20 protein-coding genes are annotated in these 22,803 nt (G+C 71.8%); 10 read left to right on the top strand and 10 right to left on the bottom strand.

Annotated features, from left to right (window positions below):
* Nucleotides 1–3: 3 nt before the first annotated feature.
* Nucleotides 4–810 (top strand): DUF4397 domain-containing protein, encoded by an 807-nt coding sequence (locus FDA94_RS10225; RefSeq protein WP_137246809.1) that lies wholly within the window; start codon nucleotides 4–6, stop codon nucleotides 808–810.
* Between the two features lie 36 nt (nucleotides 811–846).
* Nucleotides 847–1,485 carry a class F sortase gene (locus FDA94_RS10220; RefSeq protein WP_137246808.1) on the top strand — a complete coding sequence of 213 codons (639 nt, stop codon included), beginning with the start codon at nucleotides 847–849 and terminating at the stop codon, nucleotides 1,483–1,485.
* Here the strand turns inward: FDA94_RS10220 and FDA94_RS10215 are convergent.
* The gene (locus FDA94_RS10215; RefSeq protein ID WP_137246807.1) at nucleotides 1,482–3,341 is read right to left on the bottom strand and encodes a WD40 repeat domain-containing serine/threonine protein kinase; all 1,860 of its coding nucleotides are present in this window, start codon (nucleotides 3,339–3,341) and stop codon (nucleotides 1,482–1,484) included. The genes FDA94_RS10220 and FDA94_RS10215 overlap by 4 nt on opposite strands.
* Before the next feature lie 47 nt (nucleotides 3,342–3,388).
* Here FDA94_RS10215 and FDA94_RS10210 point away from each other — a divergent pair, with 47 nt between their 5' ends.
* Nucleotides 3,389–4,213 carry a DUF4253 domain-containing protein gene (locus tag FDA94_RS10210; RefSeq protein WP_137246806.1) on the top strand — a complete coding sequence of 275 codons (825 nt, stop codon included), beginning with the start codon at nucleotides 3,389–3,391 and terminating at the stop codon, nucleotides 4,211–4,213.
* 58 nt (nucleotides 4,214–4,271) lie between these two features.
* On the opposite strand, the gene FDA94_RS10205 is transcribed toward FDA94_RS10210, so the two are convergent.
* Nucleotides 4,272–8,564 (bottom strand): discoidin domain-containing protein, encoded by a 4,293-nt coding sequence (locus FDA94_RS10205; protein ID WP_137246805.1) that lies wholly within the window; start codon nucleotides 8,562–8,564, stop codon nucleotides 4,272–4,274.
* A 267-nt stretch (nucleotides 8,565–8,831) separates the two neighbouring features.
* Between FDA94_RS10205 and FDA94_RS10200 the strand changes: the two genes are divergently transcribed.
* A complete protein-coding gene (locus tag FDA94_RS10200; protein ID WP_137246804.1) occupies nucleotides 8,832–9,698 on the top strand; it encodes a hypothetical protein in 867 nt (288 codons plus the stop codon).
* A 57-nt stretch (nucleotides 9,699–9,755) separates the two neighbouring features.
* On the opposite strand, the gene FDA94_RS10195 is transcribed toward FDA94_RS10200, so the two are convergent.
* Complete coding sequence (locus FDA94_RS10195; protein ID WP_170990874.1) at nucleotides 9,756–10,346, bottom strand: RNA polymerase sigma factor; 591 nt, start codon at nucleotides 10,344–10,346, stop codon at nucleotides 9,756–9,758.
* A 106-nt stretch (nucleotides 10,347–10,452) separates the two neighbouring features.
* On the opposite strand from FDA94_RS10195, the gene FDA94_RS10190 reads away from it, so the two are divergent.
* Together FDA94_RS10190 and FDA94_RS10185 are read left to right on the top strand one after the other, a co-directional pair.
* The gene (locus FDA94_RS10190; RefSeq protein WP_137246802.1) at nucleotides 10,453–11,487 is read left to right on the top strand and encodes a class I SAM-dependent methyltransferase; all 1,035 of its coding nucleotides are present in this window, start codon (nucleotides 10,453–10,455) and stop codon (nucleotides 11,485–11,487) included.
* 29 nt (nucleotides 11,488–11,516) lie between these two features.
* Nucleotides 11,517–11,882, top strand: coding sequence for an ArsR/SmtB family transcription factor (locus tag FDA94_RS10185; protein ID WP_137246801.1), 366 nt, complete (start codon nucleotides 11,517–11,519; stop codon nucleotides 11,880–11,882).
* Here the strand turns inward: FDA94_RS10185 and FDA94_RS10180 are convergent.
* The gene (locus FDA94_RS10180; RefSeq protein ID WP_246059726.1) at nucleotides 11,824–12,843 is read right to left on the bottom strand and encodes an NADH:flavin oxidoreductase/NADH oxidase; all 1,020 of its coding nucleotides are present in this window, start codon (nucleotides 12,841–12,843) and stop codon (nucleotides 11,824–11,826) included. The two genes, FDA94_RS10185 and FDA94_RS10180, sit on opposite strands and share 59 nt — an antisense overlap.
* Nucleotides 12,844–12,937: 94 nt before the next feature.
* On the opposite strand from FDA94_RS10180, the gene FDA94_RS10175 reads away from it, so the two are divergent.
* On the top strand, nucleotides 12,938–13,699 hold the full coding sequence (locus FDA94_RS10175; RefSeq protein ID WP_137246799.1) for a nucleotidyltransferase domain-containing protein: 762 nt from the start codon (nucleotides 12,938–12,940) through the stop codon (nucleotides 13,697–13,699).
* A 5-nt stretch (nucleotides 13,700–13,704) separates the two neighbouring features.
* Nucleotides 13,705–14,559: a hypothetical protein gene (locus FDA94_RS10170; RefSeq protein ID WP_137246798.1), complete on the top strand. Its 855-nt coding sequence runs from the start codon at nucleotides 13,705–13,707 to the stop codon at nucleotides 14,557–14,559.
* Here the strand turns inward: FDA94_RS10170 and FDA94_RS10165 are convergent.
* Together FDA94_RS10165 and FDA94_RS10160 are read right to left on the bottom strand one after the other, a co-directional pair.
* Nucleotides 14,532–15,386 carry an HAAS signaling domain-containing protein gene (locus FDA94_RS10165; protein WP_137246797.1) on the bottom strand — a complete coding sequence of 285 codons (855 nt, stop codon included), beginning with the start codon at nucleotides 15,384–15,386 and terminating at the stop codon, nucleotides 14,532–14,534. The two genes, FDA94_RS10170 and FDA94_RS10165, sit on opposite strands and share 28 nt — an antisense overlap.
* Nucleotides 15,383–15,694 carry a PadR family transcriptional regulator gene (locus tag FDA94_RS10160; RefSeq protein ID WP_137246796.1) on the bottom strand — a complete coding sequence of 104 codons (312 nt, stop codon included), beginning with the start codon at nucleotides 15,692–15,694 and terminating at the stop codon, nucleotides 15,383–15,385. Before FDA94_RS10160 ends, FDA94_RS10165 begins: the two co-directional genes overlap by 4 nt.
* Before the next feature lie 120 nt (nucleotides 15,695–15,814).
* On the opposite strand from FDA94_RS10160, the gene FDA94_RS10155 reads away from it, so the two are divergent.
* Nucleotides 15,815–16,399 carry a TetR/AcrR family transcriptional regulator gene (locus tag FDA94_RS10155; protein ID WP_137246795.1) on the top strand — a complete coding sequence of 195 codons (585 nt, stop codon included), beginning with the start codon at nucleotides 15,815–15,817 and terminating at the stop codon, nucleotides 16,397–16,399.
* Here the strand turns inward: FDA94_RS10155 and FDA94_RS10150 are convergent, their stop codons facing one another.
* Entirely contained in the window at nucleotides 16,400–18,271 is a 1,872-nt protein-coding gene (locus tag FDA94_RS10150; protein WP_137246794.1) for a hypothetical protein, read from the bottom strand. It abuts the gene before it with no gap.
* Between the two features lie 85 nt (nucleotides 18,272–18,356).
* Here FDA94_RS10150 and FDA94_RS10145 point away from each other — a divergent pair, with 85 nt between their 5' ends.
* Nucleotides 18,357–18,902, top strand: a complete 546-nt coding sequence (locus tag FDA94_RS10145) for an NUDIX hydrolase (RefSeq protein ID WP_137246793.1) — start codon at nucleotides 18,357–18,359, stop codon at nucleotides 18,900–18,902.
* On the opposite strand, the gene FDA94_RS10140 is transcribed toward FDA94_RS10145, so the two are convergent.
* The 3 genes from FDA94_RS10140 to FDA94_RS10130 form a co-directional block, all read right to left on the bottom strand.
* Nucleotides 18,892–19,914, bottom strand: a complete 1,023-nt coding sequence (locus FDA94_RS10140) for an acyltransferase family protein (RefSeq protein WP_246059724.1) — start codon at nucleotides 19,912–19,914, stop codon at nucleotides 18,892–18,894. The genes FDA94_RS10145 and FDA94_RS10140 overlap by 11 nt on opposite strands.
* A 72-nt stretch (nucleotides 19,915–19,986) precedes the next feature.
* A complete protein-coding gene (locus FDA94_RS10135) occupies nucleotides 19,987–20,886 on the bottom strand; it encodes a hypothetical protein (protein WP_137246791.1) in 900 nt (299 codons plus the stop codon).
* Nucleotides 20,871–22,802 (bottom strand): terpene synthase family protein, encoded by a 1,932-nt coding sequence (locus FDA94_RS10130; protein WP_137246790.1) that lies wholly within the window; start codon nucleotides 22,800–22,802, stop codon nucleotides 20,871–20,873. The genes FDA94_RS10135 and FDA94_RS10130 overlap by 16 nt, the downstream gene beginning before the upstream one ends.
* Between the last annotated feature and the right edge of the window lies 1 nt (nucleotide 22,803).

Genomic DNA, 22,803 nt, shown 5'->3' with positions numbered 1-22,803 from the left:
ACGATGAAACTCCCTCGGTTACTCACCGGCGTCCTGCTGTTGCTCTTTCTCGCCGCGCCCGCGCACGCCGCGCCTCAGGTCGGACACGTCCGGCTGGCACACCTGTCGCCCGACACTCCTGCGGTCGACGTCTACCTCTATCCGTTCGGCGGTGACCGGGCCAAGCTCGTGCTGAACGCGGTCCCCTACGGCGGGGTGTCGCCCTACCAGAATCTGAGCGCGGGGCAGTACACCGTCGCGATGCGGCCCGCCGGGGCGGGCGCGACCACCCCGCCGGTGCTGTCGGCCAATGTGCGGGTCGAGGGCGGGCAGGCCTACACGGTGGCGGGGATGGGGCCGTACAAGAGCATTCGCCTGCAGGTTCTCAACGACTCCATGGAACTTCCCGACGGGAAGGCGGGGCTGCGGGTCATCGCCGCGTCTCTCAAGGAGCGCGTGGTGACGGTCTCCGCCGGTGACGTGGAGGAGGACCTGCGGTTCGCCGACACGCCCGAGTACACCGAGGTCGACGCGGCCATGCAGAAGATCACCGCCGCCGCCGGAGACGAGACCGCCACCGCCGACGTGGAACTCGCGCCCGGATCGACCAACACGGTCGTCGTGCTCGACGGCGACCGCGGGCTGCGGCTCCTCCCGCTCACCGACGCGGCCGCGCCCGGCGTGACGCCCGAAGGGGCCGTCGACACCGGCATGGGCGGGCTCGCCGACACCGGTCCTCCGGTCTGGCCGTTGGCGCTCGCGGGCGCGCTGGCGCTCGCCGTCGGTGCCGTTCTTCTACGGCTCCGCACCCCCTCCGGCGGCACGACGTGATCCGCTGAGCGTCTCAGGCGACGAACGGGCTTCGGGATGAGGCCACTGGTCGTGCTCGTCACTGTGCTCCTGACGGCCGGATGCACGGCGGCCGGCTCCGGCGTGCCCGACGTCTCGCCCGTCGTGCTCGGCACGACCGCACAGGCCGGGACGCTCGATCGGGAAGCCGCCGAGGCGGCCGGATGGGGGCCGGTCGAGAACCAGGTCGCGAAGGTCCGGCCCCAGCGGCGGCACGCCGAGCCCGTCGGGGTCGTCATCCCCGCCATCGGGGTCCGGTCGCGGCTGGAGCGGCTGACGCTCGACGCCCGCGGCGTCATGGTCCCGCCCGGGAAGGCGGAGGTCGCCGGGTGGTACGCCGACGGCGTGCGCCCCGGCGACCCCGGCCCGGCCGTCATCGCCGGGCACCTGGACTCCACGACGGGGCCGGGGGTGTTCGCCGAACTCGGCCGGCTGAAGCCGGGGCACCGGATCCTGGTCCGGCTGGAAGACGACGAAGTCGTGACGTTCCGGGTGGAGGAGGTCCGGACCCACGCGAAGAAGGACTTCCCCACCCGTGACGTCTACGGCGCCTCCCCCGACGCCCGGCTGCGCCTCATCACCTGCGGGGGCGCGTTCGACGCCGGCGCGGGCCACTACGCCGACAACGTCATCGTCTTCGCCGCCCTGGAGCGTTAGAGCCGCCAGGTGCGGACCGTTCCGTCGCGGCCGCCGGACACCACCACGGGCACGCCCTCGACCATGGCCACCGCGACCGACGTCACCCAGCCCCGGTGGCCGGTCAGCGGCGGGCCGAGGGGGGTGCCGGTCGTGAGGTCCCAGACGCGGACGGTGCCGTCCCAGCTGCCTGAGACGACCACCGGGCGGCCGTCGAGTTCGGTCGTCGCGAGGGCGCTGACGCGGTCGGTGTGGCCTCGGAAGGGCGGGCCCAGCGGCCGGCCCGACTGGAGGTCGAAGGCCCGCACGGTGTTGTCGGGGGCCGCGGTCACCGCCACGCCCGACCAGACGGCCAGCAGCTCGCCGGGGAGGGGGAACGGGGTGACGACGGGCTCGCCGGAGTGGAGGTCCCAGACCTCGGCCGTGCCGTCGAGCGTGGCCGTCACGGCGACGTCGCGGCCTTCGAGGATGGTGAACGCCACCGCCGTCGCGCCGCCGCCGAGCTTCAGCAGGGTCTCGCCCGACGACAGGTCGGTCACCCGGACGGAACCCGGCCCCGTCGTCACCACGGCGGTGCGCTCGCCCAGCCGGGTCACCCCGAGGGCCAGGACGTCGCCGATCTCGGCGCCGAACCTGATCTTGCGGCCAGACGACAGGTCGGAGAGCCACACTCCGGCCCCGTAGCCGCCGCAGACCACGACGTCGCCGTCGACGGCCACCGACGAGATGCTGAGCGCGTTCACCGGGCGCGGCCTGCCGATCGCGGCGCCGGTCACCGCGTCGGAGACGCGGATGGTGCCGTCGCGGCCGGCCGACACGACCACCGGGCGCGCGCCGAGCAGGCCGGCGGCGACCGACAGCACCTCTCCCCGGTGGCCGGTGAAGGGCGTGCCCATCGGCTGCCCGAACGCGGCGTCGACCGGGCGGCTCATCGGCGAGACCGTGACCACGGGCGGCCGGGGCGGCTCGGCCGGGAGGAGCACGACGGCCGTGGTCAGCGACGCGGCGATCAGGCCCAGCGATCCGCCGATCAGGACCCAGCGGCGGCGCGAGGAGCGCTCGTGGGCCTGGTGGCCCTCGTCGCGGGCGTGCACGAGCGTCACGAGCAGGTCGGCGGCCGTGGGGCGGTCGGCCGGGTCTTTGGCCAGCGCGGCCGCCAGCGCGCCGCGCAGGCGCGAGGGCACGAACGACAGGTCGGGTTCGCGGGTGACGATGCGGTTCATCACCGCCGGGATGCTGTCGTTGCCGAACGCCGGTTTCCCCGTCGCGGCGAACGTCATCGTCACGCCCCACGAGAAGACGTCGGAGGCCGGGCCCGGACGGCGGCCCGCCAGCTGCTCCGGCGACATGTACGCCGGGGTGCCCTGCACGCGGCTGGCCTCGGTGCCGGCGGCGTCCACGACCTGGGCGATGCCGAAGTCGATGACGCGCGGGCCGTCGGCGCCGAGCAGGATGTTGGCCGGCTTGAAGTCGCGGTGGACGATGCCCGCGCGGTGGATCGCGGCCAGCGCGGCGGCCGTGCCGACGGCCAGGCGGTCGAGGGAGCCGGCGTCGCGGGGGCCCTCGCGCTTCACCAGGGCCTCCAGCGACTCGCCGTCGACGTATTCACTGACGATGAAGGGGCGTTCGCCGGTCACGTCGGCGTCGATGACGCGGGCGGTGCAGAACTGGGCCACCCTGCGGGCGGCGGCGACCTCGTTGTGGAAGTCGCGCTTGCCGAAGACGCGGGCGTGCAGGACTTTGACGGCGACCGGCTCGCCCTTCTCGGTGTGGCCGTGGAAGACGGTGCCCTGGCCGCCCTCGCCGATCAGGCCGGTCAGTGTGTAGCTCCCGACCTGCCGCGGGTCGCCCGGCCGCAGAGGTCGGGGAACCGGCATGACCACACGATAACCGCACGAACAACGTGTGAACTATTCTTTCCGCCGTGCCGGTTAGAAAGGGGCTGCTGCCGCCCGAGCTCCGCGAGCTGTTCGCCGACGACGGCGTGCGGCGGGAGCTCACTGTGGAGTTGCCTCCCGGCGTGACCGTGTGGCCCGACCCGACGTTCGAACGCGGGCGCCCGCACCGGCGGCCGGCGTTCTGGCTGAGCGACGACCCCGTCTCCGGCGAGCTGTGGTCCCAGCTGCGGGCCGAACACCCCGCCTCGGGGCTGTGGCCGCTGCTGATGGAGGAGTCGGTGCAGCCGTGGTCGGTCGGGCAGATCGCCCCCGACGACGCCGAGCGCATCGACCTGTTCCACGCCCAGGCGTTCATGGACGAGGTGTGGGCCGACTGGGTCGAACTCGCCTCCCACGACCAGATCGGCAACCTGGAGCCCTTCGGGCCGGTCTCCCCCGGCCTGGCCGAGCCCGGCGTGCCGGTGGCGCACCCCGACGTGGTCGCCGACTGGTACGCCCGCGAACTGGCCCGCAACGGCACCCCGCTGGGCCTGGTGGCGGCCGACCGGGGCGCCGACGCCCTGGCGGTCATGGGCTGGCAGGGGGCCGTCAACCACAACGAGTGGGCGGTGCCCCTGGCGGCGGTCGTGCGCTCCTGGGAGGAGCGGTTCGGGGCGCGCGTGGTCGGGGTCGGGTTCAACACCCTCGACCTGAGCGTCGCCGCGCCGCCGACGACGGCGCTGCACGCCGTCCACGTGGCCGCCGAGCACTGGACGTTCTGCCCCGACACCATCGTGCAGGGTCCGGGCACGCTGGAGGACTACGCGGAGCTGATCAAGGGACGGAACGCCTGGTCGTTCTGGTGGGACTGAAAAACGGCGCTGCCGCCGGAGGTTGGCCTTCCGGCGGCAGCGCCCGCTCAGTGTGCGATCAGTTGATGTTGAGGGTGAACGTCGAGGTCGTGTTCTTGATGTTCTGGAAGTTGTTGCTGAAGGTCAGGTTGTTGAAGGTGGCCGAGCCGACCGCCGGGCCCTGACCCTGCTCGGGCATCTCGTTGACCCAGATGCCGAAGCCCGACTTCGCGTCGAACGCGTCGCCGCTCTTCTGCGCGCCCGAGATCGAGACGTTGTTGAAGATCGTGTCGGTGTGCGGGTACTCGGCGGCGCCGTTGTACTTCGTCTGGAACATGATGCCGCTGTACGTCGGGTCGACGATGTCCACGTTGTTGATCCGGATGCCCTGGAACTCCTTGGAGGCCGAGAACATCCAGATGCCCGGGAAGGTCTGCGCGCCCCAGAAGTGGCCGCCCGACCGGATGATCGAGATGTTCTCCAGGGTGGTCGGCTGGGTGCCGAAACCCCTGAACTGGTAGCCGAAGTCCAGCGAGGAGACCGTCACACCCGAGTAGCACAGCGTGTCGGCGATGTAGATGTTGCGGAAGGTGTTGTTCTGGCCGCCGTAGACCGCCAGGCCCGCCGCGCGCCACGGGGTGGTCACCGAGAGGTTCTCCCAGAGGTTGCCCGTGTTGTCGCCCTGGACGATGTCGATCGCGTTGAACAGGGCGAAGGCGTCGTCACCCGTGGAGCGGGCGTCGATGTTCCTGACGGTGTTGTTCTTGCTGTTGTTCGTCAGGTTCAGGCCGTCGGCGTACATGTTGCGGACGCGGCTGTTGGTCAGCAGCAGGTTGCTGACGTTGGTGCCCCACACCATCACCATCTGGTGCTCGATCCACATGTTGTCGATCGAGATGTTGCTGATGCCGGTCAGGTTCCACACCTTGCCGGGGCCGTCGTTGCGCGAGGTGTAGTTGCCGAACACCGCGAAGCCGCTGAAGGAGGCGCCGTTGGCCGACGACTGGACGTCGAAGCCGATGTCGGAGTTCTCCTGGCTGGTCGGGGCGTAGAACCTGGTGTACCAGGGGCCGGCGCCGACGACCTTGATGGGCTTGCCGTAGACGTTGAACTTGCTGGCCACCGAGTAGTCGCCGGCGGGCAGGTAGACGCCCTCCCAGCCGCTCTCCATGCGGGCCTTGTCGAGCGCGGCGGTGACGGCCTGCTGGGTGAAGCCGGTCGGCACGACGTACTTCGACGGGTCGGGGTTGGCGATCGGGGCGACCTGCTCGGTGTTGATGAAGTCGATCGCGTAGTTGGTCGCGTTGGCCGCGTCCTTCTGCAGCTTGATCTTCGTGCCGGCCGGGAACGAGCCGTCGAGGAAGATGTTGGCCTCGTCGTAGATGTGGCGCGGGCCGCCGGAGCCGGGCGAGTTGTTGGGGCTCGCCTCGTTGCCGTACTGCCACATGTACTTCGACGTCAGGTTGATCGCCTTGTGGAAGGCGCCGTTGACGTAGACGTTGAGTTCCTCGTTGATGCCGCCGCCGCCGGGGGCGTCGGGGATCGAGAAGCGGGTGACCAGGGTGTTGGTCTGGGCCCGGGTGGTGAACTCGACGAACGCGCCGGTGGTGTTGAGGGTGACGGCGCGGCGGCCGCTGGCCTCGCCGCCCAGGTCGCCGATGGTGCGGTTCGGGCCGACGACGCCCGCTCCGCCGCCGCGGACGGCGTCCTCGGCCTCCAGGTGGTCGTACGGCATGTTCGCGCCGCGGCCCACGAAGAGCGAGTTGTTGGTGGTGTTGTTGGCGCGCTTGACCGGCAGCTCGTTGGCGTCGTCGGCGAGCACGACGCGGACGGTGAAGCGGCCGTTGGCGGCGGTCCAGGTGCCGAGACTGATCGGCGAGGTGGTCGCGCCGGCGGCGATGACGCCGGAGTGCGAGCCGGTCAGCGTGCGGACCACGGTGCCCGAGTCGTTCAGGACGGTCAGAGTGATGCCGTGGGAGCCGCTCGCCGAGGCGACGGTGCCCTGGTTCTTGATGCCGACGCTGAAGTTGACCGTCTGGCCGCCCGACGGGTTGCTCGGGGTCCAGGCCACCGGCGAGGCGACCAGGTCGGAGCTGTCGACGGGGCGGACCACCAGGGCCGTGGAGTTGACGAAGGAGTTGTTGCCGTCGTTCTGCTCGATGATCGCGTTGGCCTCGTCGACCTTGGCGTTCACCGAGTAGGAGGCGGCGTTCCTGGCGCCGATGTTGCTGGTCACCGTGGTCTGCGCGCCGGCGGCGAGGGCCGGGACGGCGACGGTGGCGACGCGGGTGGTGTCGAGGTAGAGGTTCGCCGACGACGCCGGGGCCGCGGCGGAGCCGTTGTTGCGGACGACCGCCGACAGTGTGATGGAGTCGGTCTCGACCGGGGAGGACGGCGACCAGGTGGCCGAGGTGACGACCAGGTCGGGGTTGGGGGCCGGGGTGCCGAACACCTGGAACTCGGCGATCTGGCCGCCGGGGGCGCCGGTGTTGCTGTTGATGCTGATCCGCACGTCGGCCGTGGTCGCGGTCACCGGGATGGTGACGGTGTTCTGCGAGCTCGGGTTGAACGTGTAGTTGGCCGCCGAGACCAGGTTGGTGTAGGTGGTGGCCGACTGCTCGCGGCCCAGGACCTGGATGTTCTGGGTGCGCGTGCCCCACGCCGACGACGGGTTGAGCTTCAGCACGACGGAGGTGACGTTGGCGTTGGCGCCGAGCTTGACGGTCAGGGTGCTCGGCCAGGTGCCCGACGCGCCCTCCCAGTAGGTGTCCAGGTTGTTGTCGTTGGCGTTGGCCGCGACGAACGTGTGGACGTGGCCCGACTCGACCATCTCCTTGCCGGTGGCGAGGTTGGTGCCGGGCTGGCTGGTGCCGGTGCGGGTGACCGAGTTGCTGTCGCCGGAGACGTTGCCGGCCGCGTCGCGGGCCCGGACCAGGTAGGTCACCGTGGCGGTGGCCGGCTGGGTGTCGGTGAAGACCAGGGTGGAGCCGGAGACGCTGCCCGCGGCCGAGCCGTTGCGGATGATGTCGTAGCCGGTGACGGCGACGTTGTCGGTCGAGGCCGTCCAGGTGAGACGGATCTGGCCCGAGCCGGGCTCGGTGTAGGCCAGGTTGCCGGGGGTGGTCGGCGCCTGGGTGTCACCGGTCGACTGACCGGTGCGGGTGACCGAGTTGGAGTTGCCCGAGACGTTGCCGGCGGCGTCCTTCGCACGCACGAAGTAGGTCACCGTGGCGGTGGCCTGCTGGTTGTCGGTGTACGTCAGCACGTTGCCGGCGACGCTCGTGATGAGCTGGCCGCCCCGGTAGACGTCGTAGCCGGTGACGCCGACGTTGTCGGTGGCGGCGTTCCACGCGAGCCGGATCTGGGTGCCGCCGGGCTCGGTGTAGGTCAGGTTGCCCGGGGCGCTGGGCGCCTGGGTGTCGACCGTGCCGGTGGGGCCGTACACCTCGAACTCGGAGACCTGTCCGGCCGCCCAGCCCGTGTTGGCGGTGATGTTCAGCCGCACGTAGCGGGTGGTCGCGGCGGAGGTGAGGTTGATCGTCACCGTGTTGCCGGTGGCCGGGTTGAACGTGTACCCGGTGGAGGGCACCAGCGTGGAGAAGCTGGAGCCGTTGGCGCTGCCCTGGACCTCCAGGGTCTGGGTGCGGGTCTGCCAGGCGGTGGCCGGGGGCAGCTTCAGCACGACCCGGTTGACCGCGACCGAGGAGCCGAGGTCGACCTGCAGCCACTCGGGGAAGACGTTGTTGTTGCTCTCCCAGTAGGTGCTCGCGTTGCCGTCGTTGGCGTTGGGCGCGACGTAGTTCTGCGAGACGCTGCTGGCGGTCATCGTGCGGCCCGAGGCGAGGTTGCCCGAGGAGCCCGTGACGCCGTAGACCTCAAGAGCCGAGAGCTGCGCCGAGGCCCAGCCGGTGTTCGCGGTGATGTTCACGCGGACGTACCGGGTGTTGGTGGCGCCGAAGTTCAGGGTGACGGTGTTGGCGTTGCCGGGGGCGAAGTTCTGCCCGGCCGAGCCGACGATCGTCGACCAGCCGCTGTTGTCGAGGCTGCCCTGGACGGAGAGGGTCTGGGTGCGCGCGCCCCACGCGGCGGGGAGCCTCAGCACGACCTGGTCGACGTTCTGGGCGCTGCCCAGGTCGACCTGGACCCACTGCGGGAAGGTACTGCCGGAGCTCTCCCAGTAACTGTCCTGGTTGCCGTCGGCGACGTTGGATGAGGGGTAGGGGGAGTTCGTGCTGCTCGCGGCGGTGGCCTTACCGGCCGCGAGGTTGGGCCCGCCAGCCGCGGAGACCGGCTGCAGCGGCCCCACGGTCACGACGAGAACTGCCGCGACAAATGCCGCCAGCAGCCGTAACGGTCCGTGCTTTCTCGTCATCGCCTTCTTCTATCTCTCGGCATGGCACTACAGGGGTCGGGGGGTACAGGAGCACGGACGCTGTGCATCCCTGAAGTTGCGAGGAAAAGATAGGAATCAAACATCACCTTGCAAGATTCTTGCGCAGTGATGGCTGAATGTTACAAGTGTGCTAAGAGGGCGTCAACGGTCAGAAAACCCTGCCCTGATGAGGCATTACGGGCCGGCCCACTGGATCTTCAGTAACCCACAAGTCGCCCACAAGGCGACCCGAGCATCGTGTGACCCGTGACGACGGTGAGGGTGGGCTGGCGGTTCTCCGCCGACGGCCGGTACGCCGCCTGCCTGGCGGCCGGCGAGGGCGACGTGCTGCGCCCGGAAGTGTGGGACTTCACCGGTCCCGACCCCCTGGTGCGCCCGCTGGCCTCGGCCTGCGACGCCACCACCCAGATCAGCCCGCTCGACGGCGAGCGGGCGCTGCTGTGCCGCAACGACGACGGCCGCCACCGGATCTCGCTGGTCACCCAGTCGGCCGAGACGACCCTCACGGCCGGGCGCGGGCCGTGGATGCACCTGTCGGGCGACCTGGTGACGGGCGACGCGATCCACCGCGTGACCCCGCACGGGCTGGAGCGGCTGGCCGCCCTGCCGCCGGGCGCAAGCGGGCCCGGGATCGTGCTCGCGCCCCGGCTGGTCGGGCTGACCCGGCCGGAGGCGCCCGGCCCGGTGGTGCTGGACCTGTCCGACGGGAGCTGGGAGCTGATGCCCGGCGCCGTCACCGGTGCCCGGGTGCTGCCCGGCGGGCTCGTCGGGATGCCGCCCGGCGGGCCCCCGCAGTTCCGGTGGCGCGGCCGTCCGGTGCTGGGCGGGCTGACCGGGCGGGTCACCGCGCTCGGCGGCGACGGCGCGCGGATCGCGCTGCGGGTGGAACGGGGGTCCCGCTCACGGCTGGCGGTCTTCACGCCGTCGACCGGCGAGGTGGCCGAGCCGGCGATCCCCGACGGGGTGCTGGGCTCGACGGCGGCCTTCGCCGGCGGGATCGTGCGGGTGCCGTTCTCCTCCCCCCGGGCCCCCGGGTCGGTGCTGTCGGTGCGCCCCGACGGCGTGCGGCTCGACCCGCCGGCCCGGCGGCTCGCCGGCTTCCCGGCCGCCTGACCGCCGTCCACGGAAGGAGGTGGTCGACAGGACCCAGGGAGCGCTTTTCTGAGATCTTCACCGGACGGGGCACAGGCGAGTCCTGTGCCCCGCCTCCGACTCTTCGTGACGGCTTTCGGCCGGTCCGAATCGCAGGTGCCCGAGCAGGCCCGCCAGGCGCTTCTGGGCGCGGAAGGTGCGGCTCTTGACCGTGCCGACCGGCACGCCCAGCGCCGCGCCGATCTCGCTCTGCGTCATGTCCTCGAAGTAGGCCATCCGCAGCACCTCGGCCTCCTGCGGGGTCAGCCGGGCCAGCGCCCGCGACACCTGCACCGAGGTCCACTGGTGGTCGAGCGACGGCGGCGGCACCGACAGGCGGCCGGCGACCGCGTCGAGGTCGGTCGCGCCCGCGTTCCGCCGGGCCCTGCGGTGGACGTCCACGGCGGCGCGGCGGGTGATGGTGAACAGCCAGGGTTCCAGTTCGCGGTCGGGGTCGTAGGTGGCGGCCTTCTGCCAGATCTTCACCAGGGCCTCCTGTACGGCGTCCGCCGCGAGTTCGGCGTCGCCGAGCATCCCGTAGGCGGCGGCGAACATGGACCGCGAGTAGCGGCCGGCGATGTCGGTGAAGGCCCCCTCGTCTCCCCGCTGGAAGCGCGTTTCGAGTTTCATGCCACCACCGTGCGGGACGCCCCTGTCACGGACCCTTCGCGGCGCTGTCACGGGGAACCGATCCCGGTGAAGGACGCGTACTGACCGGTGACCGAAGGGATTCGACATGGAGACGACCGTCGCCGGGTTCGCCGACCGGCTCTTCCAGGCCGCGCTCGGGATGACCGACCTGCTGGCGATCCACCTGGGCGACCGCCTCGGGTGGTACGACGCGCTGACGACCGGGCCGGCCACCCCGGCCGAGCTGGTGGCACGGGCGGGCGGTGACGAACGCTACGCCCGCGAGTGGCTGGAGCAGCAGGCCGTGGCCGGCGTGCTGGCCGTCGGCGGCGACGGCCGGTTCGCGCTGCCGCCGGCCGCCGCCGAGGTGCTGACCGACCGGGGCAGCCTCGACTACCTGGCGCCGCTGGCCCGCATGCTGGCCGGGGCCGCCGTCCAGCTCCCGGCGCTGCTCGACGCCTACCGGACCGGCGGCGGCGTCGGCTGGGCCGCGTACGGCCCCGACGTCCGCGAGTCGCAGGCCGACATGAACCGCCCGTGGTTCGAGCACGCCCTCCCCACTGCGGTCGCCAAGATCGCCGACCTGCACGCGGCGCTCGGCGTCCCGGGCGCGCGGGTGCTCGACGTCGGCTGCGGGGCCGGGTGGTCGGCGATCGCGCTGGCCCGCGCCTACCCGCAGGCGGTGGTGGAGGGGGTCGACATCGACCCGCCGTCGATCGGGCTGGCCGAGGCCAACGCCGACGTGCCGAACGTGACCTTCCGCGCCGCCGACGCCGGCGACCTGCCCGAGGCCGCCTACGACGCGGTGTTCGCGTTCGAGTGCGTCCACGACCTGCCCCGGCCGGTCGAGACCCTGGCGGCCATGCGCCGCGCGGTGCGGCCCGGCGGCCAGGTGATCGTCATGGACGAGGCCGTCGCCGACGCCTTCCAGCCCGAGGGCGACGACGTCGAACGCCTCATGTACGGCTTCAGCCTGCTCATCTGCCTGCCCGACGGCCGCGCCCACACCCCGTCGGCGGCGACCGGCACCGTCATGCGCCCCGAGACCCTGCGGCGCTACGCCCGCGAGGCCGGCTTCACCGACGTCGAGACGCTGCCGATCGGCGACTTCGGCTTCTGGCGCTTCTACCGGCTGCTGTAGTCCGACGTCCGTCGGACTACCATCGAGACATGACGGCGAGAGTCCTGGAGCATCCCCCGGCCGAGGAGATCCGGCTCGAAGAGGTGCTCCACGCGCTGGCCGATCCGGCGCGGCTGGAGATCGTGCGGTTCCTGGCCGCGTCGGGCGAAGAGGTGCCCTGCTCGGCGATCGACCTGGCCGTCAGCAAGTCGACGACCACCCACCACTACCGGGTGCTGCGCGAGGCCGGGGTGATCACCCAGGTCTACCGCGGCACCTCGAAGCTGAACGGCCTGCGCCGCGCCGACCTCGACCGGCTGTTCCCCGGCCTGCTCGACAGCGTGGTCAACGCCCTGTTCAGCGACGGGAGGGGGCAGCGCGCCGATACTGCGCCGGCCACTGCCCCGACGTCCTGACCGGCCAGTAGGGGTCGCGCAGCAGCGCGCGGCCGAGGAACACCGCGTCGGCCTGGCCGGTGGCCACGATCTCCTCGGCCTGCTCCGGCTCGGTGATCAGGCCGACGGCCGACACCGGTACGCCCGCCTCGGCCCTGACCTGCCGGGCGAAGGGCACCTGGTAGCCCGGCCCGAGCGGGATCCGCTGGGTCGAGGCGTTGCCGCCGCTCGACACGTCGATCAGGTCGACCCCGCGGGCGGCCAGTTCGGCCGCGAGCATCACGGTCTGGCCCGGGGTCCACGCCGGTTCGCCCTCGGGCAGCCAGTCGGTCGCCGACACCCGGAAGAACAGCGGGAGGTCCTGCGGCCAGACCGCGCGCACCGCGTCGACGACCTCCAGGCCGAACCGGGCCCGGTTCTCGAACGTGCCGCCGTAGGCGTCGGTGCGGTGGTTGCTGTGCGGCGACAGGAACTCGTGAATGAGGTAGCCGTGGGCGCCGTGGATTTCGACCACCCGGAACCCCGCGCGCAGCGCCCGCTCGGCCGCCGTCGCGAACGCCTCGACGAGCTTGCCGATCTCGGCGGTGGTCAGCGCGTCCGGTACGGGATGCGCCTCGGAGAACGGGATCGGGCTCGGGGCGACCGGGGTCCAGCCGTGGTCGGCCCGGCCGACCGGGCCGCCGCCGAGCCAGGGCCGGTCGGTCGACGCCTTGCGCCCGGCGTGGGCGAGCTGGATGCCGGGGATCACGCCCTGGGCGGCCACGAACCGGGCGATGCGCTCCCAGGCCGCCTCCTGCGCGTCGTTCCACAGACCGGTGTCGGCGGGGCTGATGCGCCCCTCGGGCGAGACGGCGGTCGCCTCGGCCATGACGAGCCCGGCGCCGCCGACGGCGCGGCCGGCCAGGTGGGCGAGGTGCCAGTCGTTCGGCACCCCCGTGTCGGGCCCGTCGACGGAGGCCGAATACTGGCACATGGGCGACATCCAGACCCGGTTGGGGAAGGTCAGCGACCGTAGGGTGAGGGGCTCGAACAGCACGGGGTCTCCTTAGTTCGACATTTATCGTACTATTCAGCTTATGACCGGCTGGACGCGGCACAGCACCCCCGAATTCGCGGCCATCGCGGCGGAGCACTCGATCCTGCGCTGCGAGATCGGCTCGCGCCTGCACGGCACCCACCTGGGCGACGCAGGCGACCGCGACGAGCTGGGCATCTGCGTCGAACCGCCGGAATACGTGATCGGACTGCGGCCCTTCGAGCAGTACATCCACCGCTCGGTGCCCGAAGGGGTGAGGTCGGGGCCGGGCGACCTCGACCTGACCGTCTACAGCCTGCGCAAATGGATGCGGCTGGCGCTCGACGGCAACCCGACCGTGCTGCTGGCCCTCTTCGCGCCCGACGCGACGGTCACCCCGCTCGGGGCCGAGCTGCTGGCCGAGGGCCCGTCGTTCATCCTGTCCCGGCGGGCCGCCGACCGGTTCATCGGCTACCTGCGCGCCCAGCGCGACCGGGGCCGGACGCCGAAGGCGGCCGGGCACATGGTCCGGCTCGGCCTCCAGGGCGCCGAACTGCTGGAGACCGGGCGGATCACGCTGCCGATGCCGCAGCGCGAGGTGATCGTGGCCATCCGGACCGGCGAGATCGGCCGCGACGAGGCCCTCGCGATGGCGGCCCGGCTGGAGCGGAGGCTGGCCGAACTCGCGCCGGTGAGCGTGCTGCCCGAGCATCCGGACGAGGCGCGGGCCGACGCGTGGCTGGTGGACGCGTACCGGAGAACCTGGGCCTCCAACCAGGTGGAGGAAACGGCCGATGCCCGGACGGTCCGGGCTATTCGATAGGGCGGGTGCGCCGACACCACCCGAAACCGTCGTTACGCCAGCGGCTGCTGGGCAAGCCCGCCCTCGTCGTCGGCGGCGCCCTGCTGACCGTGGTCACGGGCACGGTCGCGGCGGTCACCTCCGACGCGGCCAAGCTCGTGGTGCTGGCCTCGCCGTCGCCGTCCCCGATCGCCAGGCCGGTGGTGGTCGCGGCGCTGAAGGTCCGCGACCTCGACCCGGGTGACACGTTCGTCTTCCCGTCGGCCTACCGTCCCGACGCGGCCACCCTGGGGAAGATCAACGGGTTGCGCGAGTCACCCGATCCCGATGCGCTCGCGGTGCTGATGCGCTCGCTCGGCGGGGTCGACGTGGGCGTCCTCGGGACCCGGTTCGTGCTGGAGAACGTGTCCAGGCTCGACGTCCGGATCCTCGACCTGCGGGTCGACGCCGACTGCCGCGCGCCCCTCGGCGGGACCCTCTTCTACTCGCCGCCGCAGGGCAGCGAGATGCTCGTCGACCTCTCCTTCGACCTCGACGCGCGCCATCCGATCCCCCGGTTCATGGAGAAGTACGGCTGGTCGGAGCAGAGCTGGTTCGACACCCAGACCGTGCTGCTCGCGCCGGGCGAGCAGCAGGTGTTCGACGTGCAGGTGGAGACCGCCCGCTACTGCGAATACCGGCTGGTCGCCGACGTGCTGCAGAAGCAGCGGACGGTCACCCTGACGATCGACGACGGCGGCGCCCCCTTCCGGGTCACCGGCATGCCGTCGCCGCGTAAGGCTCCGGCGCTCTACCCGGGGAGCCTGTGGAACCACGACACCTGCGACGAGTTCTCGGCCGTCGACCCGGCGACCTACGTCGACGAACTGAGGCCGTGCTGACGGAGTTCGCGCCGCGTCTTCTGGACGACGTCGAAAGCGGTCACCAGCAGGATCACGATCACGACGAACTTCACGAGGTCGTCGACCCACGCCTCGACGAAGACCGCCCCGGCCGCCATGGCCCAGACCAGCACTCCCCCGACGAGCAGGTTCAGGCCGATGTCGAGCCGCCGGGTCAGTGAGTTCCAGCGGCCCTGGGCGATGACGACGGCGTACAGGACCAGATGGACGATCAGCAACGCCAGCACCCAAGGGCCGCGCCGGGCGTGGAAGGCCGGGTCGTAGTGCAGCCACGGCAGGGTGACCAGCGCGATCGTGCCGCCGACGTAGAAGACCCACGCGGCGGCGTGACCCCAGCGGTTGACGTGGCCGGTGTCGGCCGGGCGCGGGCGCCACCGCGCCCGTTCGGGCCATCTGCGCCGCGTGTACGCCCCCACGGCGAACCCCGTGAACAGCACGCCCGGCCACCACAGCGACGGGATGACGACGCCGAGCCACCACGAGGCGACCGGGTTGGGGCCCGGCTCCTGGGCGACCGACGCCGCCCCCAGCGCCCAGATGACCGCCAGGCCGATCAGCGACCAGCGCAGGAACGGCCGGGAGTCGGCCGGGTCGAGCAGGACCAGCGGCGGCCGGTAGCGCGCGGCGGCCTCGGCGGGGCGGCCGAAGGCGTCGACGACCCGGCGGGCGGCGTCGGGGTCGGTGCGGTCGCCCAGTTCGTCCAGGAGGATCGAGCGCAGTTCGGCGGCCACGTCGGCGCGCTGGCGGCGGGGCAGCCGCCGCGCGACGTCGGCGACATAGGAGTCGATGAGCTGATCGGCGTTCATGACGCTCCCTCGAGAAGCTTCTCCATGGTGGCGGTGAGTTCCCGCCATGAGCCGGCCAGCCGGGCGCGCAGGGCCCGGCCGTCGTCGCTGAGCGTGTAGTAGCGGCGGGGCGAGCCGCCGTCGGTCCGCCACTCGCTGACCAGCGCGCCCTGGCTCTCCAGGCGGCGCAGCAGCGGGTAGAGGGTGCCCTCTTCGATCGCCATGCCCTGCTCGGCGAGGGCCTGGCGCAGCTCGTAGCCGTAGCGGAAGTCGCCGAGCTGGGAGAGGACCGCCAGCACGATCACGCCACGCCGGAGTTCGAGTTCCATGATGCTCCACACAGTACTGTGCGCCGCACAGTACAACAAGTCCGGCGATTTCATGATCATTACGGCGGCCGGACCGGTAACCTAGATCGAAATTTCCCACCCGATCAGGAGAACTCCGCGATGGTCACCGACGTGCCGGGCCCGGCGGCGCCGGAATCGCTCCGCAAGGACCAGCGTGAACGCCGCGCCCGCATCGTCAGGACCGGTCTGCGCGGCCTGTCGGGCGGCGACTACGACAAGATCAAGGTCTCCGACGTGGCCCGCGACGCCGAGGTCGCGCTCGGCACCCTCTACCGGTATTTCTCCTCCAAGGAACACCTCTTCGCCGCCGTCTTCGACGAGTGGCAGGACGGCCTGCGCCGCAGGCTCGACCGCCACCCCCCGGCGGGCGACACCGACGCCGACCGGCTGCGGTCGGTCCTGCACGCCGCCATCCGCGCGTTCCAGACGCAGCCGCAGTTCTACCGCCTCATGATCGTCCTGCAGACGACCGACGACCCCCGCGCCGCCGAGGTCTACGCCCCGCTCGACACCCTGTTCGCCGACGTCATGCGCGCGGCCGTCGACGGCGTGGACGAGACCGTCGTGTCGACCCTGCGCGCCGTCGCCGACCAGGGCCTACGCGCCTGGATCAGCGGACGGCTGCCCATCGAGGGCGTCTACCAGGGCGTCGACGACACCCTCGGGCTGCTCTGCCCCCGCTGACTACGTCGACTTCTTCCGGGTGTTCCGCTTCTTCGGGTCGCTCTTCGGGGTGGCCTGGTTGTTCGCCTTGCGCTTGACGAAACGGACCACGGGCGGATCGCCGACGTCCTTGACCTCGGGCAGCCGGAGGCCGCTCGACCGGGTCACCCGGGTCGGCGGGCGGGGCTCGGCGTCGTCGACCCTCGGCGCCGGCTCGCGCTCGACCACCTTCCGGGGGGTCGGCGTCCGGACGAGCTGCTTCGGCGTGGGCGTGGTCTCCGCCTTCTGGACGGGCTTCCTGACCGCCTTCTTCACCGGCTTGCGCACCGGGGCCGGCTGCACGACGCCGCCGCCGTCGCCGTAGTAGTTCTGCCAGAGCGTGAGCCCGCCCTCGCCCTCGTCCTCGCTGGACTCGTAGCCGGACTCCATCTGGCCCTTGTCGGAGTATCTGACGATCTCCGAGATGATCGCCGCGCGTCCGTCGGTGGTCGACATCGCGTTCAGCAGGTACTCGTCGGCGTCGGTGCGCTTCTTCGGGTCGTCCGGGATCTGCAGGAAGGCGCGCAGCAGCGAGGGCCGGGTCAGGCTGGCGGGGGCCGGCCAGCCGGCCGGGTAGGTCTTGAGATGGGTGCCCGACGGCGCGATGCTGATGTCCTTGGCGCGCAGCGCGCGGATCATGAGCCAGCACTTGAAACAGCACAGCTTGGAGATGCCGATCGCGATCTTGGCGTCGGTGACCCGCCGGGTGAGCCGCGCCCGCTTCCCGTCGTCGATCTTGTCTCGGAGCGCCGCCTCCCGCTTCTCGAGGTCCTCGTCGTCCGACCAGCCCGCCTCTTCTCCCAGGGCGGCGGCGCGCTGCCGCAGCAGCACGTCACCGGCCTGGGTCTCGGCGTGGATCTTCATCCCGTTCGCGGCCCGGTGGGTCATCACCCGCAGGTCGTCCCAGCTCTTCTCCAGGGAGGCCAGGTAGTCGAGCGTCTTGCGGAGCCGCCGCTCCCCCCGGCGCAGGATGTCGTCGGGGACCTTGCCCTGCTTCAGGACGCGGACCTCCAGTTTCTGGGCGACCATCTCGTCGAACAGGGCGGAGATGTCGGCCGAGGCGGCCTGCCGGCCCTTCGCCGCCGCGTCGAAGAGCCGCTTGAAGTCGCCGGCGAGCTGGGCGTCGGCCGCGTTGGCGAACAGCCGGATCTCGTCTTCCAGCAGGGTCACCACGGCAACGCACTCGCGACTGGACTTCAGGTTGGCCAGCACCCACGCCAGCCGGTCGAGCGACCGCTGCTCCGCGGTGTTGACGCGGACCCCGGCGACCATGCCGTCTTTGATGTCCTTGAGCCGGGCCGCGGTGGCCAGCCTGATCTTGTCGTTCAACCGGCCCCGCGCCACCTCCGGCTCGTCGGTCGCCGGGTCGCCCAAGATGGCCGTGCCGCCCTGCCGGGCCAGCTCCAGGTCGTAGACGTCGAGGTCCTCGCCGATGGCGCCGAAGAACTCCTCGATCTCGTCGCGGACGCCCTCGTCGGCGTCCATGACGTGCTTGACGACCGTGCCGGCCAGGATCTTCTCGGCCGAGGCGGTGCCGGGAGGGAAGCCGAGCAGCCGGGCGAGGGCCGTCCAGACGATGCCGTCGTCCTTGTACGGCACGCTGTCGAGGGCCACCAGCAGCTCGCCGGGGGTGGTGGCCTCGCCGACGCCGTGGACCTTGCCGAACCAGGCCTGGTAGCCCTTCTCGGTGTAGAGGTCGTCGACTCCCCATTCGTCGAGCAACCGCTGGGCGACCTCGTCGCCCTGGTCGACCCGTTCGGCGAAGACCTCGAAGCCCTCGGTCCTGGCCAGGTCGAGGATCGGGAGGGAGTCGTCTTCGTCGAGCTCCATTTCGGCGTGCTTGCCCTTGAACACCTGCGGATTGTCTCCGATCCCGGCGCGCCGCTGAACCGTCCGGGAGGATAGAGGCGTATCCATCACGAGGGGGTGGGCTCCGCCCATGCGCCACGAATACTGCCTGCACTGCGACGCCGAGACGGTCGAGCGCCACACCGAGTCGGGCCGCGTCCGCTGCCGCTGCACCACCTGCGGCCAGACCGCCGATCGCTCGCTGATCGTCGACACGGCCCTGCGGATGTGGCACGAGACGGCGGGCGTCTTCGTCCGCGACCCGTCGGGCCGGTTCCTGTTCTTCAACCGGATCGCCTTCCCCTACGCGCTGACCATCCCCGCCGGCCACGTCGAACACGGCGAGTCGCCGCAGGTCAGCGCAGCCCGCGAACTCCAGGAGGAGACCGGCCTGCGGGCGGTGTCGCTGTCGCCGATCGCCACCGAGCCCATCGACGGCGACCAGTGCCGCCGGGGCGCCGACGGCCACGTGTGGCACACCTTCCTGACGACGGTCGGCACGGAACCGCCGGTGGCGCTCGACGAGGGCGAGGGCGACGCGTACAAGTGGCTGACCCTGGCGGAGGCCGTGGAACACGACCTGACGTTCGCGGCCCGCCACCTGATCGACCACCACGCCGACCGCCTCATGAGGTGAGCGCCGGTTCCCGGCGGCGCTCCGGCAGGTCCGTCAGCCACGCCGGGAGCACCCGGTCGATCAGCAGGCAGGTCGTGACCAGTGCGGCCGTCACCGCCGCCGGGTAGAGGGCGGCGACCACCAGCGGGGCCTCGTCCAGGAGGCCCGACGTGGTCGTATGCAGGACGGCCAGGAGCGGCATGTGGACGACGTAGATCGGCAGGGTGCGGCGGCCCAGCCAGGCCAGGCCCTCGCCGATCAGGGTCAGGCGGCCGAGCAGGGGGGCCGCCGAGAGGCCGAAGACCGTCGCCAGCAGGGAGACCAGGGTCCACACGGTCGGGATCCGCTGGGCCGACAGCAGGAGCATGGCGGCGAGCGCGGCTCCGTACACCAGGCCGACGATCGCGGTGCGGCGCCAGGTCGTGGTCTGGGCCACTCGTTCGGCCCAGGGGCGCAGGTGCAGGCCCATCAGGAAGAAGACGAAGTTCTGGAGCAGGGAGCCGCGGTTCCCGGGGGTGTCGAACACGCCGGCGGCGGTGACGACCGCGAGCAGGGCGGCCGCGCCCAGGATCACCGGGACCGGGATCCGGTGCAGGAGTTTCGCGGCGGCGAAGTAGACGGCCAGCGCGTACAGGTACCAGAGGTTGGGCGGAGTGATCAGGAGCTGTTCGGCGAACTCGCCGGCGCTGCGGGCGCTCAGGGTGTCGAACGCGGGGGTGAACCAGAAGATCGCGGTGTGGACGAGCATCCAGGCCAGGTAGAGGTAGAGGAACCTGGCCACCCTCGACCTGATCACCTGGCCCCACGGCTTCCGGTACGCGCTCAGCGCGAACATCCCCGAGATGGTGAAGAACAGCGGCATCCGCAACGTCATCAGCGCGTCGCCGAAGACGCCCCACAGGGCCGGGAACGGGCCGGCCGACGTCCAGTCGATCCGCAGGTGACTCTTGCTGACCGTGTGCCACAGCACGACCAGCAGAATGCAGACGCCCTTGGCCGCGTCGGCCCAGATCGCTCGCTGCCGGGTCTCCATCGCCGCCACGTCCTCTCCTCGCCGGGAGGCCCACTCTCGGCGGGAGAGGACGCGGGGTCGGTGGCGGAATGCTCAGTGCGTCGAAGTACGCACCACCTGCACTCCGTCGAGGGCGCAGACGGCGTTGGGGATCAGCACGGCCACCCCGTAGTACTCGCTCACCAGGTATTCGGTGACGGCCTGGCGCGAGGTGCCGAGTTCGCGGACCACCGGGGTCTCCGACGGGCGCAGCCCCACCACGCCCTGCCGCCGGTCCCCCGGCCGCACGACCAGGATGCTCGTCGTGTGGTCGGCGGCGATCGGCAGTTTGTCGCACGGCAGGAACGGCAGGCCGCGCCAGCCGAGGACCGCGCGGCCCCCGAAGTCGACCTCGTCGGGCCGGACGCCCATCCGGTTGCACTCGCGGCCGAAGGCGGCGATGGCGCGCGGGTGGGCGAGGAGGTAGCGCGGCGAGGTCTGCTTGCAGATGAGGTTGTCCAGGTCGAGCGGGGTGGGCGGGCCCTGCGCCGTGGTGACGCGGTGGCGGTCGGGCGGCGCCTGGAGGAGCTCGCGGGCGAGGTCGAGTTCCCTGCGTTCGGCCAGGGCGTCGAGGGTCAGCCGGAGCTGCTGCTCGTACTGGTCGTGCGGGTCGTTGTAGAGGTCGCCCACCCGGCGGTGCACGCGCATGATCGTCTGGGCGGCGGTCAGCTCGTACTCGCGCGGGGGGTGGCCGTATTCGACGTACATGCCGGGGATCTCCGGCTCGCCCGTGTGGCCCGCCGTCACCTGGACGCCCGGCTGGGAGCTGCCTCTCCGGGCGATCGTGCGGCGCAGAGTGCTGGTGCGCCGGTAGGTTCCGCCCGGCAGGTCGCGCCACTCCAGGATGTCCAGCAGCAGGCGCGGGGTCGTCGACGCCGTCTGCGGCCGGGTCTTGGTCGTCGTCGCCAGGGTGCGGGCCGCGCCCGTGGTCAGGCTGGTCAGGCTGGTCGCCACGCGTGGGCTCCTCTCGTGCCCAGGCCCGACAGGCCCAGTCTCATGCCCTCGCCGAGGTCGCCGGCCAGCCACGTCCGCAGCGCGGCGGCGTAGTCGGCGGGGGCGTCGGCGGCCAGGCGGTCGAACTGGGCGCGGCGGGCGATCAGCAGGTCGCCGACCACGTCGGCGGCCTGTTGCAGGTCGCAGCCGAGCAGCCGCTCCACGGCCAGCACGCCGTTGCTGACCTCGGTCGGGACACCGATCCTGTCCTGGTACGTCACCAGGTCGCGCCGCGCCGTCGCCAGGTCGGCGAAGCACTCCTCCAGCGCTCCCCGGCGCGGGGCCGGGAGGCCCAGTCCGTACAGAACCAGATCCACCATCAGCCCGGCGTGCTCGGCCCGGCGGGTCTGCAGGAGGTCGACCGGGTCGGGGACCCGTTCGCGGGCGCTGTTGCCCAGTTCCCACTCGCGGATCGCGACGAGCCGCTCGAAGCTGGCCGGGTCGAGCGGGGCCCTCCCCCACAGGTCGCGCAGGCCGCGTTCGACCGGGTTGAGCGGAGCGGGCGGGGTGCCGGTGAGGAACAGCGGCAGCCGCCGGAGGAACGCCCTCCCCCCGGCCGGGTCGCGGCGCGCCTTGAACAGCCGGTCGACGGCGGTGTCGAGGGCGGCGAGGAAGACGTACCACTGCGAGAGCACTTCGAGCCGGTCACGTGGCACGCCGCTGTGCGCCGTGACCGCCCACGACACCGCCTGGGGCGAGTAGGGCAGGCCCATGCGGCGCGCCCAGTCGGCCGCGGCGGTCCGGGCCGCGCCGGCGAACGGGCTCGCCGCGGGCCGCTCCTGCGGCGGCGGCCGGAAGGACGCGCGCCGGTCGACCGGCCGGTGGCCCGCCCACAGCCGGGCCGCCGACGTGCCGAGACCCATCGGGTGCCGCCACACCGGGACCCTCGGATCGGCGCCTCTGGTCGCCTCGTTCATGTACCGCGACGAGCGCAGATGCCACTCGTGGGAGCCCGCGTTGGCGTCCTGCAACGAGCGGGCGACGTTCAGGACGGCCAGCCGCTCGGCCGGGATCAGCGGCAGGTCCGGCAGCTCGGTCAGCAGCGTGCTCTCGAACTGCAGCAGCCGCGACGTGATCAGGTCGTTGGTCGTGTCGGCGGCCTCCTGCGGGGTCATCCCGAGGAACTCGCGCAGCACCAGGACGAAGTTGTTGAGCTCGCCCTCCTGCTCGGTCTCCCGCTGATAGGAGAAGACGTCGTTGAGCAGCACCTGCGCGTCGGTGAAGGTGTCCCGCATGACCTGGACCGGCCGCGACGCCCACACGTGATCGGGCAGCGGGGTGCCGTTGACCAGCTCGACCAGGTCGGCCACCCACCGTCCCGCGCCCGCGCCGCGCCGCCGCTCCAGGTAGTCGATCGGGTTCGGGACGCGCCCTTCCGCCAGGTTGCCGAGTTCCCAGAAGGCGTCGTCCATCTGCGCGAACGTGTTGTCGCCGAACCGCCGCCGCCACTCCTCGGTGGTGCCCGGCACGGTCCGCGCCCACAACTCCCGAAGAGTCGCCTGTACTGGATCCTCGGCGGCCGGCACCGGCTGCGACAGGTCCACCGGCATGAACGCGCGCACGTCGGCCAGCCACGCCGCCGCGCCCGCGACGTCGCCGGTCGCCTTGTAGTGACGCAGGAACCAGTCGTCGAAGTAGAAGCCCCAGACGTACCAGTCGGTCAGCAGGTCGAGCCGGGCCGGGGTCGCGTCCGGGAAGCAGTAGGCGGCGAACAGGGCCAGGTCGATGGAGTCGGCCCAGGCCGCGTCCCAGACGCTCTCGTCGATGAGCCCGTGCCGGGCGGCCCAGGCGCGGTTGTGCGCGCGGGCCCCCTCGACGTGCGGGTTCAGCCTCGGCGGCCAGGGGCGGTAGAAGTCGGGCAGCTCGAAGGGCCGCACG

This window comes from Herbidospora galbida (assembly GCF_005233835.1).
Taxonomy (GTDB): Bacteria; Actinomycetota; Actinomycetes; order Streptosporangiales; family Streptosporangiaceae; genus Herbidospora; species Herbidospora galbida.
Note: the sequence above shows the minus strand (reverse complement) of the source record. Positions and strands in the feature narration are given on the sequence as shown.

Bases quoted from the DNA above. Each gene is read 5' to 3' on its own strand.
- FDA94_RS10180 (WP_246059726.1), bottom strand. From the start codon at position 12,843: ATGTCGCCCATGTGCCAGTATTCGGCCTCCGTCGACGGGCCCGACACG.
- FDA94_RS10160 (WP_137246796.1), bottom strand. From the start codon at position 15,694: ATGGAACTCGAACTCCGGCGTGGCGTGATCGTGCTGGCGGTCCTCTCC.
- FDA94_RS10145 (WP_137246793.1), top strand. From the start codon at position 18,357: ATGCGCCACGAATACTGCCTGCACTGCGACGCCGAGACGGTCGAGCGC.
- FDA94_RS10225 (WP_137246809.1), top strand. From the start codon at position 4: ATGAAACTCCCTCGGTTACTCACCGGCGTCCTGCTGTTGCTCTTTCTC.
- FDA94_RS10140 (WP_246059724.1), bottom strand. From the start codon at position 19,914: ATGGAGACCCGGCAGCGAGCGATCTGGGCCGACGCGGCCAAGGGCGTC.
- FDA94_RS10220 (WP_137246808.1), top strand. From the start codon at position 847: ATGAGGCCACTGGTCGTGCTCGTCACTGTGCTCCTGACGGCCGGATGC.
- FDA94_RS10165 (WP_137246797.1), bottom strand. From the start codon at position 15,386: ATGAACGCCGATCAGCTCATCGACTCCTATGTCGCCGACGTCGCGCGG.
- FDA94_RS10155 (WP_137246795.1), top strand. From the start codon at position 15,815: ATGGTCACCGACGTGCCGGGCCCGGCGGCGCCGGAATCGCTCCGCAAG.
- FDA94_RS10190 (WP_137246802.1), top strand. From the start codon at position 10,453: ATGGAGACGACCGTCGCCGGGTTCGCCGACCGGCTCTTCCAGGCCGCG.
- FDA94_RS10195 (WP_170990874.1), bottom strand. From the start codon at position 10,346: ATGAAACTCGAAACGCGCTTCCAGCGGGGAGACGAGGGGGCCTTCACC.
- FDA94_RS10205 (WP_137246805.1), bottom strand. From the start codon at position 8,564: ATGACGAGAAAGCACGGACCGTTACGGCTGCTGGCGGCATTTGTCGCG.
- FDA94_RS10215 (WP_137246807.1), bottom strand. From the start codon at position 3,341: ATGCCGGTTCCCCGACCTCTGCGGCCGGGCGACCCGCGGCAGGTCGGG.
- FDA94_RS10175 (WP_137246799.1), top strand. From the start codon at position 12,938: ATGACCGGCTGGACGCGGCACAGCACCCCCGAATTCGCGGCCATCGCG.
- FDA94_RS10185 (WP_137246801.1), top strand. From the start codon at position 11,517: ATGACGGCGAGAGTCCTGGAGCATCCCCCGGCCGAGGAGATCCGGCTC.